The organism is Psychrobacillus glaciei (genome assembly GCF_008973485.1).
Classification (GTDB): domain Bacteria; phylum Bacillota; class Bacilli; order Bacillales_A; family Planococcaceae; genus Psychrobacillus; species Psychrobacillus glaciei.
This window is the reverse complement of sequence record NZ_CP031223.1, coordinates 678794-695408: the sequence shown is the minus strand read 5'-3', so window position 1 is coordinate 695408 and position 16615 is coordinate 678794. Positions and strand designations below refer to the sequence as shown.

General features: G+C 38.7%; 13 protein-coding genes. 2 read left to right on the top strand and 11 right to left on the bottom strand.

Annotation, left to right across the window (positions count from 1 at the left end):
• Positions 1-98 precede the first annotated feature (98 nt).
• A complete protein-coding gene (locus tag PB01_RS03280) occupies positions 99-458 on the bottom strand; it encodes a response regulator (RefSeq protein WP_151698863.1) in 360 nt (119 codons plus the stop codon).
• Between the two features lie 140 nt (positions 459-598).
• Between PB01_RS03280 and PB01_RS03275 the strand changes: the two genes are divergently transcribed.
• Positions 599-1114, top strand: coding sequence for a DUF2529 family protein (locus tag PB01_RS03275; protein ID WP_151698862.1), 516 nt, complete (start codon positions 599-601; stop codon positions 1112-1114).
• A 344-nt stretch (positions 1115-1458) separates the two neighbouring features.
• Here PB01_RS03275 and PB01_RS03270 read toward each other — a convergent pair whose 3' ends face one another.
• The 10 genes from PB01_RS03270 to PB01_RS03230 all read right to left on the bottom strand — a co-directional run bounded on the left by PB01_RS03270 (position 1459) and on the right by PB01_RS03230 (position 15167).
• On the bottom strand, positions 1459-3054 hold the full coding sequence (locus PB01_RS03270) for a CTP synthase (protein WP_151698861.1): 1596 nt from the start codon (positions 3052-3054) through the stop codon (positions 1459-1461).
• A gap of 150 nt (positions 3055-3204) precedes the next feature.
• Positions 3205-3741 carry a DNA-directed RNA polymerase subunit delta gene (gene rpoE / locus PB01_RS03265; protein ID WP_192797451.1) on the bottom strand — a complete coding sequence of 179 codons (537 nt, stop codon included), beginning with the start codon at positions 3739-3741 and terminating at the stop codon, positions 3205-3207.
• A gap of 72 nt (positions 3742-3813) precedes the next feature.
• Entirely contained in the window at positions 3814-3972 is a 159-nt protein-coding gene (locus PB01_RS20810) for a hypothetical protein (protein ID WP_192797450.1), read from the bottom strand.
• Positions 3973-4171: 199 nt separating this feature from the next.
• Positions 4172-7429 (bottom strand): fused isobutyryl-CoA mutase/GTPase IcmF, encoded by a 3258-nt coding sequence (gene icmF, locus PB01_RS03260; protein ID WP_151698859.1) that lies wholly within the window; start codon positions 7427-7429, stop codon positions 4172-4174.
• A gap of 27 nt (positions 7430-7456) precedes the next feature.
• Entirely contained in the window at positions 7457-8077 is a 621-nt protein-coding gene (locus tag PB01_RS03255; RefSeq protein WP_151698858.1) for a TetR/AcrR family transcriptional regulator, read from the bottom strand.
• A gap of 9 nt (positions 8078-8086) precedes the next feature.
• The gene (locus tag PB01_RS03250; protein ID WP_151698857.1) at positions 8087-9226 is read right to left on the bottom strand and encodes an acyl-CoA dehydrogenase; all 1140 of its coding nucleotides are present in this window, start codon (positions 9224-9226) and stop codon (positions 8087-8089) included.
• 188 nt (positions 9227-9414) lie between these two features.
• Positions 9415-10551 carry an acyl-CoA dehydrogenase gene (locus PB01_RS03245; RefSeq protein ID WP_151698856.1) on the bottom strand — a complete coding sequence of 379 codons (1137 nt, stop codon included), beginning with the start codon at positions 10549-10551 and terminating at the stop codon, positions 9415-9417.
• A 229-nt stretch (positions 10552-10780) separates the two neighbouring features.
• Positions 10781-11632 (bottom strand): 3-hydroxybutyryl-CoA dehydrogenase, encoded by an 852-nt coding sequence (locus tag PB01_RS03240; RefSeq protein ID WP_151698855.1) that lies wholly within the window; start codon positions 11630-11632, stop codon positions 10781-10783.
• Positions 11629-12837 carry an acetyl-CoA C-acetyltransferase gene (locus PB01_RS03235; RefSeq protein WP_151698854.1) on the bottom strand — a complete coding sequence of 403 codons (1209 nt, stop codon included), beginning with the start codon at positions 12835-12837 and terminating at the stop codon, positions 11629-11631. The genes PB01_RS03240 and PB01_RS03235 overlap by 4 nt, the downstream gene beginning before the upstream one ends.
• A 176-nt stretch (positions 12838-13013) precedes the next feature.
• A complete protein-coding gene (locus tag PB01_RS03230) occupies positions 13014-15167 on the bottom strand; it encodes a (Fe-S)-binding protein (protein WP_151698853.1) in 2154 nt (717 codons plus the stop codon).
• Between the two features lie 878 nt (positions 15168-16045).
• On the opposite strand from PB01_RS03230, the gene PB01_RS03225 reads away from it, so the two are divergent.
• Complete coding sequence (locus PB01_RS03225) at positions 16046-16585, top strand: hypothetical protein (RefSeq protein WP_151698852.1); 540 nt, start codon at positions 16046-16048, stop codon at positions 16583-16585.
• Positions 16586-16615 lie beyond the last annotated feature (30 nt).

Below are 16615 nucleotides of genomic sequence, written 5' to 3'. Positions count from 1 at the left end.
TTTATATCTTGTCGCCTAGCAACAGCTAATCGGCATCTTCCACTTTTCTTTTTCATCATAACAAAAACAGGCGATGTTTTCCACTGCCTGCTTGTGGACTACTTTTTCAACAGATTATTTATTGCATCACGGACCTCAAAAATATCAAAAGGTTTTGTAAAGTAAAGTGATGCACCTAAATCCATCGATTTTTGGATCATGTTTAACTCCCCATATGCCGTCATCATCATTACAGGTAAACTTGGATACTTTTCTTTTAAGTATGTTAGAATTTTTATCCCGTCCATTCCAGGAATTTTCATATCCAACAAAACACCGTCAATAGCTTGTTTTTCAGCTATATCCAATGCCTCCAGTCCGTTTGAAGCGAGACTCACTTCATAACCATCTTGTGAAAAAACTTCTTTCAAGAGCATTCGTATTCCTAGTTGATCATCAACAATTAAAATGTGTTTCATGATGGACAAGCCCCTTTTATCAAATTTCCCCTTCTATACTATTCGCCACTAATGTTTATTTCCCTTCTAACTATACTCTAAATAATTCCTATTTTACGTATATCTTCTGCTACTTTATAATAATGAAGAGGTGAAATTTCATGAAAATGCTAACAACACAACTCTCTGGGCTTCTTCAAAGAATCGCTGCTTCCGAAGAAGAGAATATAGAAGAAACCGCTAGACTTCTTGCGCAAGCCGCTGCACGTGAAGGTTCCATCTATTTTGCCAGTTTCGACGAAATGGAAAGCATCGCAATTAATGCAAAATATGCTGTAGAAACTTTTCCAAATATGCATGTATGGACAACAGATACTGTACTTACAAGCATTGACCGTGTTTGGATTATTACAAGATCTTGTGAGAATAAAGAAGCTCTTGGTCTCGCAAAAAAATTAAGTAATGAATTTATTCCTTTTAGTGTTACTGCTGCGGAGCCTCCAGACGATGCAAACCACCTTGCAAGTTTAGCATATACATATATTTCCTTGAAGTTATCTAAAGGCTTGCTTCCTTCTGAAGATGGAAGTCGCATTGTCCTACCCTATGCTTTAAGTGCAATGTTTGTATATGAAGCTGTCAAAATGAAGCTCGACGAAATGCTCATGGATGAATAGTCACAGGAATTGCCCCGAGAAGTTCGTTAATTCTTGGGGCGATTTTTGTTTGGTTGCGAGTCCTTGTTAATTGGTCTCGCTCTGCTATTCCCTTACTAATTATGGAAAATAGTTCAAAACTCTTCACTTCGTTTGAAACGTTATATTAACTAAACGGACTATCTCTCACCGAGTAAACTCTTTATTGTGAGATTTGGTTGCTCTCGCCTTATATTTGGTTGCTCTTCCATTTGATCTGGTTGCTCTTCCTGTATGTTTGGTTGCTCTCCACGCACAATTGGTCGTTCTTTGCCATTTATCCCCATTAGAAAAGCAGTTCGACAAGTCGAACTGCTTTTCTTCGTTTATTTTTCTACGGCTGCTTTTATGAATTCACGGAATAAAGGTTGCGGACGTTGTGGACGTGACACAAATTCCGGATGGAACTGAGATGCTACGAAGAATGGGTGATCTGGTAGCTCGATGATTTCGATTAGACGACCATCTGGGCTTGTACCAGAGAACACAAATCCTGCTGCTTCGAATTGTTCACGGTATTCATTGTTGAATTCGTAACGGTGACGGTGACGTTCGTATACAAGCTCTTCTCCGTATGCTTGGTGTGCTTTTGAGCCAGGAGTTAGTTTACATGGATATAATCCAAGACGAAGTGTTCCACCTAGATCCTCAATGTCTTTTTGTTCAGGCAATAAGTCAATAATAGAATGTGCTGTTGTTGGATCTAATTCTGTCGAATGAGCTCCTTGTAATTCTAAAATAGAACGTGCAAATTCAACTGTTGCAAGTTGCATTCCTAGACAAATACCTAAGAAAGGCACATTGTTTTCACGTGCAAATTTCGTAGCTGCGATTTTACCTTCTACTCCGCGGTCTCCAAATCCACCAGGAACAAGAATTCCATCCACGTCGGAAAGTATTTCAGCAACATTTGCATCATTTACTTCTTCTGCATTCACCCATTTCACTTCAATATCTGCATCAAATTTGTAACCAGCATGTTTCATCGCTTCTACTACAGAAATGTATGCATCTTGAAGTTCAACGTATTTTCCTACTAAACCAATACGAACTGTTTTCGATAATGATTTTACTTGATCGACAAGTGCTTGCCAGTCTGTCATATCCGCTTCTTTTGTTTCCAATTGGAAATGATCCACTACAATTTGGTCTAAATGTTGTGCTTGAAGCATCAATGGAATCTCATAAAGTGAGTCTGCATCAATACATTCGATTACTTCTTCGGGTTTGATGTCACAGAATAACGCAATTTTGTCTTTCATATCTTGAGGAATTGGCATTTCTGAACGGCAGACAATAACATTCGGTTGAATACCTAGACTGCGCAATTCTTTCACACTATGTTGGGTTGGCTTCGTTTTCATTTCACCAGCAGCTTTAATAAATGGAACCAATGTACAATGTACGTACATCACATTTTTACTACCTACATCACGTTTCATTTGACGAATTGTTTCTAAGAATGGAAGTGATTCGATATCTCCAACTGTACCACCGATTTCCGTTATTACGATATCTGCATGTGTTTCTTTTGCAGCTAAAAATAAACGCTCTTTAATTTCATTTGTAATATGTGGAATTACTTGCACTGTTCCACCATTATAATCGCCACGACGTTCTTTTCTTAATACAGAAGAATATACTTTCCCTGTTGTGATATTCGAGTATTTATTTAGATTAATGTCAATAAAACGCTCGTAATGCCCTAAGTCTAAATCTGTTTCTGCACCATCATCTGTTACAAAAACTTCTCCGTGTTGATATGGACTCATCGTTCCAGGGTCTAAGTTAATGTATGGATCAAATTTTTGAATCGTTACATTCAACCCTCTGTTTTTCAATAAACGGCCTAGCGACGCCGCTGTTATACCTTTTCCTAATGAAGAAACTACTCCACCAGTTACAAAAATAAATTTAGTCATTATTTGTTCCTCCTATGTGTATTAGCCTTATTGCAACAACAAAAAGCGCCCCTCCTGCTTTTTGGCAGGGGAGCGCATATGCACTTGAGTAATGTCTCTTTAAAAAGAGCCCAATTGAATTTTATAGCGTATAGAAGTAGAAGTCAAGAATTATTCCTCGTCTTCTAGATCTTCGTCGTCCAACTCTTCATCTTCAATAATTTCAAATTCATCTTCGTCTTCATCAATTAAATCCTCTTCAATCACTTCATCGATTCCTTCTACGAAATCAATTACTACTTCGTCTTCTTCATCTTCTTCTTCAGCAAACTCATCGAATTCTTCTTCAAAGACAATTTCATCTTCGTCCAAATCATCCAAGTCGTCGTCTTCTGATACTTTCGCTTTCTTTTTACGAACTTTTACAGTTGGGGCAGTTTCTTCTTCTATTTGTTCTACAGGGTACCATTCTCTAAGACCCCATTGGTTTTCAGCAGTAGCTAAGAAACGACCGTCAATGTTCATATCAGTATAGAATTGAGGCTTGCGATCTGCCATCTCTTGATCTGTAAATCCATTAAGTTTTTGAATTTCATCAAATAGTTCAGTAAGTGTTAAAGAGTTTTTCTTATCCTCTAAAATAGCAAAACCTATATCTATTAATGATTCTTCTTGTAATTGTGCTGTTGTCATTTCACGAAATTTCAAATCGTGCACGTCCTTTCAATGTCCGTTTACATACTTCCCATTATATACAAACAAGTATGTTATATGCTACATTCATTTATTCTTTTTGAAAAATGAATTTTTCGAAGTTGCCAATAAAAATAAATAAAATGAAATGAATAGTAAAGGAATGGATCCCAATTGTTTATTATATAGGAAAACAGTAAGTAGTAGGAGTACGATAATGACCATTATGTGAATTACTATTTTCATGTCATTTCTCCTTTACTACTTAGTTAAATTTGCCTTGGCATATTTGTGTCCAAATTTTGAATCGAGCTTGCTCGATGAATTACTTCACAAAATATGTGAAATCCGCTGAAGGCTCTAACTTTTGTTGAATAAGGTTAGTTTCATTATACAAAAAAACAGAAAAAAAGTGTTCCGATATCACCTCGGAACACTATTTTTTTTACATATTGCGTCGGTATTGCCCACCAACCTCGTAAAGAGCGTTCGTGATTTGTCCTAGACTTGCTTTCTGAACTGTTGTCATTAGCTCTTCGAAGATGTTACCGCCGGTTACAGCTACTTGTTTTAGACGAGCGAGTGCTTCCTCAGCTTCGTTTGTATGTTTTTGTTGGAAGTTTTGGAGATTTGTAATTTGTGTTTCTTTTTCTTCTTTCGTTGCACGAGCAAGTTCCATATTATCAATGTCCTCTGCGGAAGCAGGATTTGGATTTAAATACGTGTTAACACCTATAATCGGAAGTTCTCCAGTGTGTTTTTTCATTTCATAGTACATGGATTCTTCTTGAATTTTACCGCGTTGGTATTGTGTTTCCATTGCACCAAGCACGCCACCGCGGTCATTTATTCGATCAAATTCAGAAAGAACTGCTTCTTCGACAAGGTCCGTCATTTCTTCGACAATAAACGATCCTTGAAGTGGATTTTCATTTTTCGATAATCCGTGTTCTTTTGTAATGATCATTTGAATGGCCATTGCACGTCGAACGGATTCTTCTGTCGGAGTTGTGATTGCTTCGTCATATGCATTTGTATGAAGCGAGTTACAATTGTCTTGCAATGCCATCAACGCTTGAAGTGTTGTGCGAATATCATTAAAATCGATTTCTTGCGCATGAAGACTTCTACCTGATGTTTGAACATGGTATTTCAGTTTCTGACTTCGATCATTCGCACCATATTTGTCTCGCATTACGACAGACCAAATGCGACGAGCAACGCGGCCAATTACCGTGTACTCCGGATCCAAACCATTCGAAAAGAAGAACGATAAATTAGGTGCAAAGTCATCAATATTCATACCGCGACTCAAGTAGTACTCCACGTAAGTGAAACCATTTGAAAGTGTGAACGCCAGCTGGGATATTGGATTAGCTCCCGCTTCTGCAATATGATAACCAGATATGGAAACCGAATAATAATTACGAACTTTTTGATCAATAAAATATTGTTGAATGTCACCCATCATACGTAAAGCAAATTCTGTCGAGAAAATACACGTATTTTGACCTTGATCCTCTTTTAATATATCTGCTTGAACCGTCCCACGAACTACTTGCAACGTTGCAGTTTTCACTTCTGTAAATTCTTCCACAGTCAGGGTACGACCAAGTTTTTCTTCTTGAATACGAACTTGCTGATCGATTGCTGTATTCATGAACATTGCTAAAATTATTGGAGCAGGTCCATTAATCGTCATTGATACAGAAGTAGATGGCGCACATAAATCAAAGCCATCATACAGTTTTTTCATATCCTCTAGCGTACAAATACTTACACCAGATTCACCGACTTTTCCGTAAATATCTGGACGGTGATCTGGATCTTCTCCGTAAAGTGTTACCGAGTCAAACGCTGTAGAAAGGCGCTTTGCATCATCGTCTTTTGATAAATAATGGAAACGACGATTTGTACGCTCCGGTGTACCCTCTCCTGCAAACTGACGCTTCGGATCTTCTCCTTCCCGTTTGAACGGGAAAACGCCAGCTGTATACGGGAATGAACCCGGAACATTTTCTTTATATACCCATCTTAAAATTTCACCATAATCAACGAATTTTGGTAGTACTACTTTTGGAATTTTTAACCCTGCCAAGCTCTCTGTACGAAGGATTGTGCGAATTTCTTTGTCACGAACTTTCGTTACAAATTCATCCCCAGCATATGCTTCTTTTAAAGCAGCCCAGTTTTCCAATATTCGTTTTGATTCCGCTGTTAATTCATCACGAATTCCATTCGCTAATGATTCCAGTGATTGTATTAAAGCATCATCCGCAGCTTTTTCTTTCACAGTCTCCATTGCTCCTTCTAATTGGAACAATCTTCTCGCAAAAGCCACTTGTTCATCGGACTTTTTATGGTATCCCCGAACGGTATCTGTAATTTCACGCAAGTAATAACGACGATCATTTGGAATAATAACATTTTGCTTTTGCGTTTTCACAAATTGTTCATACGAAGTTTCCCAGTTAGTACCTGTCTTTTCATTCAACACATCAACTAAAGCTGCAAATAAAGAATTAGTACCTTTATCATTAAATTGGCTTGCAATTGTTCCGTAAACGGGCATTGTATCTAAATCATCATGCCATAGCTCGCGACTGCGTTGATATTGCTTTTGAACTTGTCTAAGTGCGTCTTCTGAGCCTTTACGTTCGAATTTATTGATGACAATTAAATCTGCATAGTCAATCATATCGATTTTTTCTAATTGAGATGGTGCCCCGAACTCGCTTGTCATTACATACATCGAAGCGTCCGATACGTTTGTAATTTCCGCGTCCCCTTGCCCGATACCACTTGTTTCTACAATGATTAAATCGAAACCAGCTACTTTTACAACATCCAATACATCTGCAAGTGCACCTGATAATTCGGTTCGAGATCCACGTGTTGCTAAACTACGCATAAATACTCGTTTATTGAAGATTGCATTCATACGAATTCGGTCGCCAAGTAATGCTCCACCCGTTTTTTGTTTCGTTGGATCAATCGACAGTACGGCTATTTTTTTGTTAGGTAATTCATGTAAAAAACGGCGAATTAATTCGTCTGTTAAGGAACTTTTTCCTGCTCCTCCAGTACCTGTAATTCCTAAAACTGGCGTGCCTTTTGACAAAGTCCTTGCTTGTTCAATCATTACTTTCACTTCAGCATCTTGCGTTTGATGAGCTTCTTCAGCAATTGTGATTAAATGGGCAAGTACTTCTGGATTTTCAGTTGAAACCGCTTCTATTTCATTTTGCGCTCCAGAAGCTTTTGTTGGTACATCACATTCTATTAACATTTGATTGATCATACCTTGAAGACCAAGTTTTCGACCATCTTCAGGTGAGAAAATTCCTGAGATTCCATATTCTTGTAGTTCTTTTATTTCTTTCGGAATTATTACTCCACCACCACCGCCATATATGCGAATATGAGGTGCGCCGCGTTCTACGAGTAAGTCCTTCATATATTTAAAATACTCAACATGCCCTCCTTGATAGGAAGAAATTGCAATCCCTTGTACATCTTCTTGAATAGCAGCATTCACGACTTCTTCTACGGAACGGTTATGGCCTAAGTGAATTACTTCTGCTCCACTTGCTTGTAAAATACGGCGCATAATATTAATCGAAGCATCATGACCGTCAAATAGACTAGATGCTGTGACAAAACGAACATGATTTTTTGGACGATATACTTCTACAGTTGACATGTTGTTCCCCCTTTTTTGAATAAAAACTTACTTGCCCATCCCATTTAAGACAAATTCTATTTGTAGTTCTGTAAATTGTTCAAGCGTATATTCCTTGCGTAAAACCCATCTTCTAAATGCCCACATTTGTCCTTGAACGACAATTGTATGCGCATAAAGGTTTGTTTGCGCTTCTGTTAACCTTAGTTCCCCATTTTGTACACAGTCAACAAGAATTTTCCGGAAAATATTAATCATCTCTAGCTCTTTATTCAAAACGTATTCTAGTGCACCTTTTGGTAATGATTTGGATTCTTGATACATAACAACGAATTCATCCTGCATATCGTCAATTACCCGATAATAATGGCGGATTGCCGTTTTCAAGTCTTCAATTGTGCCATTTTGTGCCGAAATTTGGGATAGTTTGTCATGTACTTCATTGTAAATACTATCGCAAACTAAATAGAGTACATCTTCCTTTGTACGAATATACTCATAGAGTGTTCCAATACTAAATCCTGCTTCTTTTGCGATTTCTCTCGTCGTCGCCCGGTGGAAGCCCTTTTCTTTGAATAAGGTGACAGCTGCACGAATCATTTGGTGACGCCTTTTTTCGATCAAATTTTCATCTTTGACGGATGTCTTCACTTCATGCTTTTTTTCCATAGCCATTTATTATTTTGTTAGCATACGAGAAATAACGAGACGTTGAATTTCTTGTGTGCCCTCGTATATTTGTGTGATTTTTGCATCGCGCATAAAGCGTTCCACTGGATAATCTTTTGTATAACCATACCCACCGAACACTTGAACCGCTTCTGTCGTCACTTTCATCGCTGTATCGCCAGCCATCAGTTTCGCCATCGCAGATTCTTTGCCGTAAGGAAGCCCATTGGATTCCAACCATGCCGCTTGGTACGTAAGTAAACGAGATGCTTCTGTAGAAGTTGCCATATCCGCTAGTTTGAAAGATATACCTTGGTTCGCAACGATTGGTTTGCCGAATTGCACGCGTTCTTTAGCGTATCCAACTGCAGCATCGAGTGCACCTTGTGCGATACCAACAGCTTGAGCAGCAATGCCATTACGTCCACCATCTAATGTTTTCATTGCGATAATGAAACCTTCTCCTTCTTCCCCAAGAAGATTTTCTTTTGGTACACGGCAATTATCAAAAATAATTTCAGTCGTAGGTGAAGAACGGATTCCTAATTTCTTTTCTTTTTTCCCAACAGAGAATCCAGAGAAATCAGCTTCTATGATAAATGCGCTTGTACCTTTATGTTTGGAATCTGGATCAGTTACTGCAAAAACAACATAGATATCCGCGATTCCACCATTTGTAATGAAAATTTTAGAACCATTTAGTACATAATGATCGCCATCTAATTTAGCAGTTGTTTTCATGCCACCTGCGTCAGAACCTGAACCAGCTTCTGTTAAACCGTATCCACCGATTTTTGTTCCCTCAGCCATTGGACGAAGGTATTTTTGTTTTTGCTCTTCATTGCCGTATTTGAAAATCGGCCATCCAGCAAGTGATGTATGCGCAGAAAGTGTTACACCAGTTGAAGCACATACGCGGGATAATTCTTCTACCGCGATACAGTAAGCAAGATAATCGGAACCAATTCCGCCGTATTCTTCTGGCCAAGGAATACCCGTTAATCCTAGTTCCGCCATTTTGTCGAAAATTTCACGGTCAAAGCGTTCTTCTTCGTCACGTTCTGCAGCTGTTGGCCCTACTTCGTTTTCTGCAAAATCACGTACCATTTTACGAATCATTTCATGCTCTTCTGAAAGTTGAAAATTCATTGTTTATCCCGCCTTTTTAGTGTTTTATTAAGTATCCGTTACTAGAATTTAGCGCTCTGGCGTTCGCTTTCCCGCAGGAGTCTCACACCGCGTGTTGAATTCTATGATAGGAAGTAAAACTTCAATAAATAGTTACTATAAAAAAATGCTATGTTAGAGTTTTTCAGTGCTCTCTAATAGAATTTCTATTAATTCGTTAGATGTTTACTAATGACGATTTTTTGGATTTCACTTGTTCCTTCGTAAATTTCGGTAATTTTGGCGTCACGGAAATAGCGTTCTACTGGATAATCTTCCGTATAGCCGTAACCGCCGAATACTTGGACTGCTTCAATAGCTACGTCCACCGCTGTTTTCGAAGCGAATAATTTTGCCATCGATGCTTCTTTTCCACAAGGAAGTCCTTTTTCGCGAAGGCTCGCTGCACGGTATACAAGAAGTCTAGACGCTTCTACTGCTGTGCCCATATCGGCAAGCTTGAAACCTATTCCTTGGTTTGCAGCAATTGGTTTCCCAAATTGCACACGCTCTTTTGCGTATCCAACCGCTGCTTCGAATGCTGCTTCTGCAATTCCAAGTGCCTGCGTAGCGATTCCGATACGACCTGTATTTAAGTTCGCCATTGCAATTTTAAATCCTTCGCCTTCTTCACCAAGTCTATTTGCAACAGGAATTTTCATATCTTCAAAGGTGATTTGCACAGTTCTAGAACCATGCAAGCCCATTTTCTTTTCATCTTTTCCGACAATAAAACCTGGTGTTTCCTTTTCCACGATAAATGCAGAGATCCCTCTTGATCCTTGCGATGGATCCGTTGAAGCAAACACGATATTTACATCTGCCTCGCCACCGTTTGTAATAAATACTTTCGAACCGTTTAATACGTAATGGTCATCTTTCTTAACTGCTTTCGTTCTCAATGCTCCAGCATCAGATCCTGCAGATTGCTCGGTTAAACAAAATGCGCCTAAGTATTCACCAGTTGCTAGCTTCGGAACGTATTTATTTTTTTGCTCTTCATTGCCAAAATAAAGGATTGGGTTCGTGCCAACAGATGTGTGAACGGAAAGAATTACGCCAACAACAGCACTTACTTTTGATAGCTCATTAATCGCGATTACGTAGCTTGTAAAATCCATTTCTGCTCCGCCATATTTTTCTGGTACAGTTATTCCCATTAACCCAAGTTCGCCCATTTTTTTAATGATTTCACGAGGAAACTCCCCTTGTTCCATTCGTTCAATATAAGGTTCGATTTCCACTTTTGCAAAATCCCGTACCATATTACGCATCATTAATTGTTCTTCCGTGAATTTCAATTCCATCTTAAAAACCCCTTTTTTTCCTTAAAAACCCAAATGATTCAACTAACAATCAGTGGGATAAAGCACCACTGATTGAAGTTTCACTTCTCCCCGTATTAACGGGCAGTAAGACTCCCACTTCTACGCTTTTTTAACGGGAAGAATAAGTGGGAGTCTAACAGCCCTTAAAAACCCGAATGGTTCAACTAACAATCAGTGGGATAAAGCACCACTGATTGAAGTTTCACTTTTACTCGTAGCTGTAGAAGCCTCGACCTGATTTCTTGCCTAACCAACCTGCTTTAACGTATTTTCTAAGCAGTGGACACGGACGGTATTTGCTGTCCCCAAAACCTTCGTGTAAAATTTCCATAATATACAAACAAGTATCTAAACCAATAAAATCTGCTAATTGAAGCGGTCCCATAGGGTGATTCATACCCATTTTCATCACATCGTCGATTGCTTCTTTTGTTGCGACACCTTCATAAAGTGTATAAATTGCTTCGTTGATCATCGGCATTAAAATACGGTTGGAAACGAAACCTGGGAAGTCATTTACTTCCACTGGTGTTTTGCCTAGTTTTTTCGTCATTTCTTCTATTGCTGTATATACTTCATCGGATGTTGCTAATCCTCGGATAATTTCTACCAGTTTCATCACTGGCACTGGATTCATAAAATGCATACCGATTACTTGCTCCGGACGATTCGTTGCCGCTGCAATTTCCGTGATTGGTAAAGAGGAAGTGTTCGTTGCCAAAATTGTATGTTTTGGTGTTATTTCATCTAATTGTTTGAAAATCGATTGTTTGATTTCCATGTTTTCTACTGCTGCTTCGATGACTAAATCGACATCATTTGCGTCTTCGATGGAGAGTGATTTTGTAATATTGCTAAGAACTGCTTGTTTTTGATCTTCTGTCATACGACCTTTTTCGACGTTACGTGACAAGTTTTTCGTAATTGTTTGAATGCCACGATCGTAAAATTGTTGTTCGCGGTCATTTAATATCACTTCGAATCCAGCTTGTGCGCAAACTTGAGCAATTCCAGATCCCATTTGACCTGCTCCGATTACCATTATTTTTTGAATTGTCATGCGTTGCTTCCCCCTGTTTTTGGAACTTCGATCATAATAGCGTCTCCTTGCCCGCCTCCCGAACAAATTGCGGCTACTCCAATGCCACCACCGCGGCGTTTCAGTTCATAAGCAAGTGTTAAAATAATTCGTGCTCCAGATGCTCCAATTGGATGACCGAGCGCTACTGCACCGCCGTTTACGTTCACTTTTGCTTCATCGAGACCCGCGATTTGGCTACTTACTAGTGCAACAGCAGCAAATGCTTCATTTATTTCAAATAAATCAATTTCATCTAGTGATTTCCCTGTTTTATCAAGTAATTTATTGATTACTATACCTGGTGTTTGTGGGAAGTTTTCTGGTTCAATTGCTATTTCAGCGTGACCTAGCACGTATGCAAGTGGCTCTCTTCCAAGCTCTTTTGCCTTTGCTTCACTTGTTAAAACAATTGCACAAGCTCCGTCATTTATTCCCGGTGCGTTTCCTGCAGTAATCGTTCCTTCGCTACCAAATGCTGGTTTTAATTTCGCTAGTGACTCAATTGCTGTATCACGGCGAGGTGCTTCGTCTTCGTTTACGACGATTGGATCGCCTTTTCGTTGTGGAATTTCCACAGAGACAATTTCTTCTGCAAAAATGCCGTTGTCTATCGCTTTTAAGGCAAGGTCATGACTTCTAAAAGACCATTCATCTTGCTTCTCACGAGAAAGTTCAAATGATTCTGCCGTCGTATTTCCGTAAGTCCCCATATGCACATGCTTTGGATGGAATGAACAAGAAAGTCCGTCATAGACCATGCCATCCACCATTTGCGCATCTCCCATACGAAGTCCGAATCTACCTTTTGGTAAATAATAGGGAGCATTCGACATTGATTCCATTCCACCAGCAACGATGATTTCTTCATCTCCAAGACGGATTAATTGATCTGCTAAAGTGACACTTCTCATACCTGAAGCACATACTTTGTTAATCGTTTCGGTTTTGACTGACCATGGAATACCTGCTTTTGCTGCCGCTTGTCTAGAAGGAATTTGCCCCTGACCTGCTTGTAAAACGGTTCCCATAATTACTTCATCCACTTCATCAGCTGGTACTCCTGCACGAGATAATGCTTCTTTAATGGCAACTCCTCCAAGGTCAGAAGCCGTTAAACTACTAAGTGCCCCTCCGAATTTCCCAAAAGCTGTACGTGCGCCATCCAAAATAACCGTCTTTGTCATATTAGCCACCCCTTCATCTGATATGTATGCGCTTTCAACATAAATAAAATAAAAAATGTTGCTGACTGAACGCTCGCTCGATTTTATTTGTTAGAAAAAAGGGAGCTTTTACACTCCCTTACTATTAACACTAGTTTACGAAACTATCACATTAATTGCAATATAATTATGTCTATTTATTGAACGATTGGTTCTACTTCTTCCTCTTCAACTGGTGGAATGAACTCTCCGAAAACAGATTTTTCAAGAAGCTCTGCAATGTCATAAGTGCCGACTGTTTCCTCTACTTCCTTCGCTTTCGTACCGTCCGATAGCATCGTTAAGCAATACGGACATCCAGAAGAAATGATGGTTGGGTTTACTTCAAGCGCCTGTTCAGTACGAGCTACGTTTACACGATTTCCAACATGCTCTTCCATCCACATCAATCCGCCGCCTGCTCCACAACACATTCCTGTTTCGCGGTTACGATCCATTTCAACTAACTTCACACCCGGAATTGCTTTCAACACTTCACGTGGTGCGTCGTATACATCATTATATCGACCTAAGTAACAAGAATCGTGGAATGTAATCGTTTCTTCCACTGCATATTTTGGTTTCAAGCGACCAGCTTGCACTAGATCATAAAGCATTTCAGTATGGTGAAGCACTTCTCCGCTCCATCCGAAATCGCTGTATTCATTTTTAAAGATATTATATGCATGCGGATCAATTGTGACGATCTTTGTTACTCCAGCTTTTTCAAATTCGGAAATATTGTTCGACGCTAGCTCTTGGAATAAGAATTCATTTCCTAGACGACGAGGTGTGTCTCCTGAGTTCTTTTCTTTATTGCCAAGAATGGCGAACTTCACTCCAGCTTCGTTCATCAAATGTGCAAACGCTAAAGCGATTTTTTGTGAACGATTATCGAACGATCCCATCGAGCCAACCCAGAATAAGTATTCAAATTCTTCTCCAGCTTTCGATACTTCTTTTACTGTTGGGATGTGCACTTCTGGACGTGCATCTCTCCAGTTTTCTTTCTCCTTACGATTCAAGCCCCACGGATTTCCTTGACGCTCAATATTCGTCATTGCTCTTTGTGCATCTGGATCCATTTTTCCTTCCGTCATAACTAAGTAGCGACGTAGGTCAATAATTTTATCTACATGCTCATTCATAACTGGACATTGGTCTTCACAGTTACGGCAAGTTGTACAAGCCCAAATTTCTTCTTCTGTAATAACATCCCCGATTAGTGACGGACTATAAATGTCTTCAATTACTACGCCTTCTGCTCCAGCAGCCATCGCAAGTTGGTTTCCTTTTGTTCCTTGAAAAGCAAGTGCTGGTACCCATGGTTTTGTTTTTGTTTCAACTGCTCCAGTAAGTGTTAAATGATCCCGAAGCTTTACGATTAAGTCCATCGGTGACAGCATTTTGCCTGTTCCCGTAGCTGGACACATATTTGTACAACGTCCACATTCTACACATGCGTATAAGTCGATCATTTGTGCTTGTGTAAAGTCTTGTATGCGACCTACACCAAATGAAGGCATTTCTTCTTCGTCCGCATCTTCGTCTTCTTCCTCTTCGAAATTGATCGGACGTAATTTTCCAACATTGTCTAAACGGTGGAAGTAAACGTTTGCAGGACCAGTTATTAAGTGGAAATGCTTTGATTGTGGTACATACACTAAGAATGTTAGTAGGAAAAGTAAATGTGCCCACCACATTACATAGAAAACTACTGCGGCTGCTGTTGGTGGAATGAAACCTAGTATTGTGCCAATTGAGGAAGCAATCGGCTCGGTCCAAGCTGCATCATGGCCATGCCAGATCATTCCCATTCCATTACCAACTAAAACGGAAACCATTAACCCACCGATGAAAATAAGCACTAGCCCATTTTTCCATCCGCGTTTTAGACGTACTAATTTTTCAATATAGCGTCGGTAGAATGCCCACACAACCGCTATTAAAATAACAAGTGTCACGATTTCTTGGAAAAATGTAAACGCTGGATACACAGACCCTAGTGGCAAATGTGAACCAGGTGCTAACCCTTTCCAAATAAAATCGAGTGCCCCAAATTGAACTAATAAAAAGCCATAGAAGAACATAACATGGATTGCTCCACTTTTCTTATCTTTTAATAGCTTCTTTTGGCCGAAAACATACACCCAGATTTTGCGAAGTCTTTCCTTCACATTGTCTTCAAATTCTACTTTTTTCCCCAGTTTGATATATGCATACCTTGTTTTCAATAAATATGCGAACAAACCGATTGCGTACAAAGTAACTGCTACAAACAGCACCCAGTTTGTGATTAATAATGGATTCATCTTATTTCTCCCCCTTTGAGTTGTAAAATGACGTGTTACCGATAGAATACCATTTGGCTAGTAGAATGATAAAGAATTATTTTAATATTAAAACTGAATGAGCATTCAGTCAACATTAATTTATTCTTATGTGTTCGAGATTGATTATAATAGCAGAAAGTTTCTTTGGGAATAGGGAAGTTTGTTTGGGAATTAGAAAATTTCTTTATTTTGTAGGTAGAGTATGGATTTTTTTCAATATTAGAACGCTGTGTTTGCCATCTAAAATTATCTCTAAATCAAAAAAAGTTTAGGTATATTTAACATTATTTATTGAAATACAACACCTCAAGACCAAATGCTAAGCCAGCGAGACTAATTCATACTTATACTCAACCTATTCACGTACAACAGAGACCATCTCTAACAATAAGATGTTATATCTGGAGTTGTAAAAATTCGTAAGTTAAAGCTCTTGATAAAATAATCCCCAATAATAAAAGCTTCTTATCTAGCGTTGATTTGTTTTATTGGAGTGTGAGATTCATTACTTTCTATAAATGCATCTTCCAAACTAATGTCCTCTTTACATTCTTTGAATGCATGGAAAAATATAGTTCTAAATATCATAGCTAAATCACATACTATAGATTCTATTTTTGTCTCAAATCTACCCCATTCATGAGCAGGACTTATATTATAAGATTCGTATAATTCCTGTATTAGAATATTTAACAATCTAATGCTATCAAAATAGTTTCGATTTTATATATATAATATGAAAATCGAAACTATTTTTAATAAACTAATTAATTGGTCCAGCTATTCTTGTTTTTTATCCATAAATTAGAGTTATGCCAATCTATTGGCGACTTTATATAAAAAGGAGGTGATTTTTTATGGCTCTTACACTACAGGCGTATACAACGCCAACCAACACAGTAGTCACTGCAGATACTGCAGCACCACCAGGAACTCTACCAACTCCAGCAGTACCTACAACCCCGTCAATTTTGTCACCAATGATTGATGGTAGCGACGCTTATATTTGGTCTCCAAATACTACTTCCAATCAAACTGTCAAATTCGAAACCACATTCGATATTGGTACTTTGCCAATTCTTTCACTTGATTTACCAATTTCAGTTTATTTTGCTTATGCAGCTAATGAAATAGCTTCCGTTACTGCAAGTTTGGAAATAGTGAATCTTTTAGGAATAGTCGTTGCAACAATTCCTTTATTTACTGGTTCCAATTCAGGTAGTTTTCAAGATGTTGCAATTGCTTCAGGAGATGCTTTAGTAGCAGCTGGGTTATTAGGTAATACTGGTCGTATTGTAGTCGACACAACAGTAACTTCCCCTTCAGTTATTGGATACTCTACAAACCCAGGAACATATCTTGGGGAAATAACAGTACGTAGTCTCTCTATAGTTTAAAATAGACTGCGACAATTTTTTCAAAAAAGA

What these genes read in the sequence shown, in the direction of transcription:
- PB01_RS03280 (WP_151698863.1), bottom strand. Translation starts at nt 458, where the DNA reads ATGAAACACATTTTAATTGTTGATGATCAACTAGGAATACGAATGCTC.
- PB01_RS03275 (WP_151698862.1), top strand. Translation starts at nt 599, where the DNA reads ATGAAAATGCTAACAACACAACTCTCTGGGCTTCTTCAAAGAATCGCT.
- PB01_RS03270 (WP_151698861.1), bottom strand. Translation starts at nt 3,054, where the DNA reads ATGACTAAATTTATTTTTGTAACTGGTGGAGTAGTTTCTTCATTAGGA.
- PB01_RS20810 (WP_192797450.1), bottom strand. Translation starts at nt 3,972, where the DNA reads ATGAAAATAGTAATTCACATAATGGTCATTATCGTACTCCTACTACTT.
- icmF (WP_151698859.1), bottom strand. Translation starts at nt 7,429, where the DNA reads ATGTCAACTGTAGAAGTATATCGTCCAAAAAATCATGTTCGTTTTGTC.
- PB01_RS03255 (WP_151698858.1), bottom strand. Translation starts at nt 8,077, where the DNA reads ATGGAAAAAAAGCATGAAGTGAAGACATCCGTCAAAGATGAAAATTTG.
- PB01_RS03250 (WP_151698857.1), bottom strand. Translation starts at nt 9,226, where the DNA reads ATGAATTTTCAACTTTCAGAAGAGCATGAAATGATTCGTAAAATGGTA.
- PB01_RS03245 (WP_151698856.1), bottom strand. Translation starts at nt 10,551, where the DNA reads ATGGAATTGAAATTCACGGAAGAACAATTAATGATGCGTAATATGGTA.
- PB01_RS03240 (WP_151698855.1), bottom strand. Translation starts at nt 11,632, where the DNA reads ATGACAATTCAAAAAATAATGGTAATCGGAGCAGGTCAAATGGGATCT.
- PB01_RS03235 (WP_151698854.1), bottom strand. Translation starts at nt 12,837, where the DNA reads ATGACAAAGACGGTTATTTTGGATGGCGCACGTACAGCTTTTGGGAAA.
- PB01_RS03230 (WP_151698853.1), bottom strand. Translation starts at nt 15,167, where the DNA reads ATGAATCCATTATTAATCACAAACTGGGTGCTGTTTGTAGCAGTTACT.
- PB01_RS03225 (WP_151698852.1), top strand. Translation starts at nt 16,046, where the DNA reads ATGGCTCTTACACTACAGGCGTATACAACGCCAACCAACACAGTAGTC.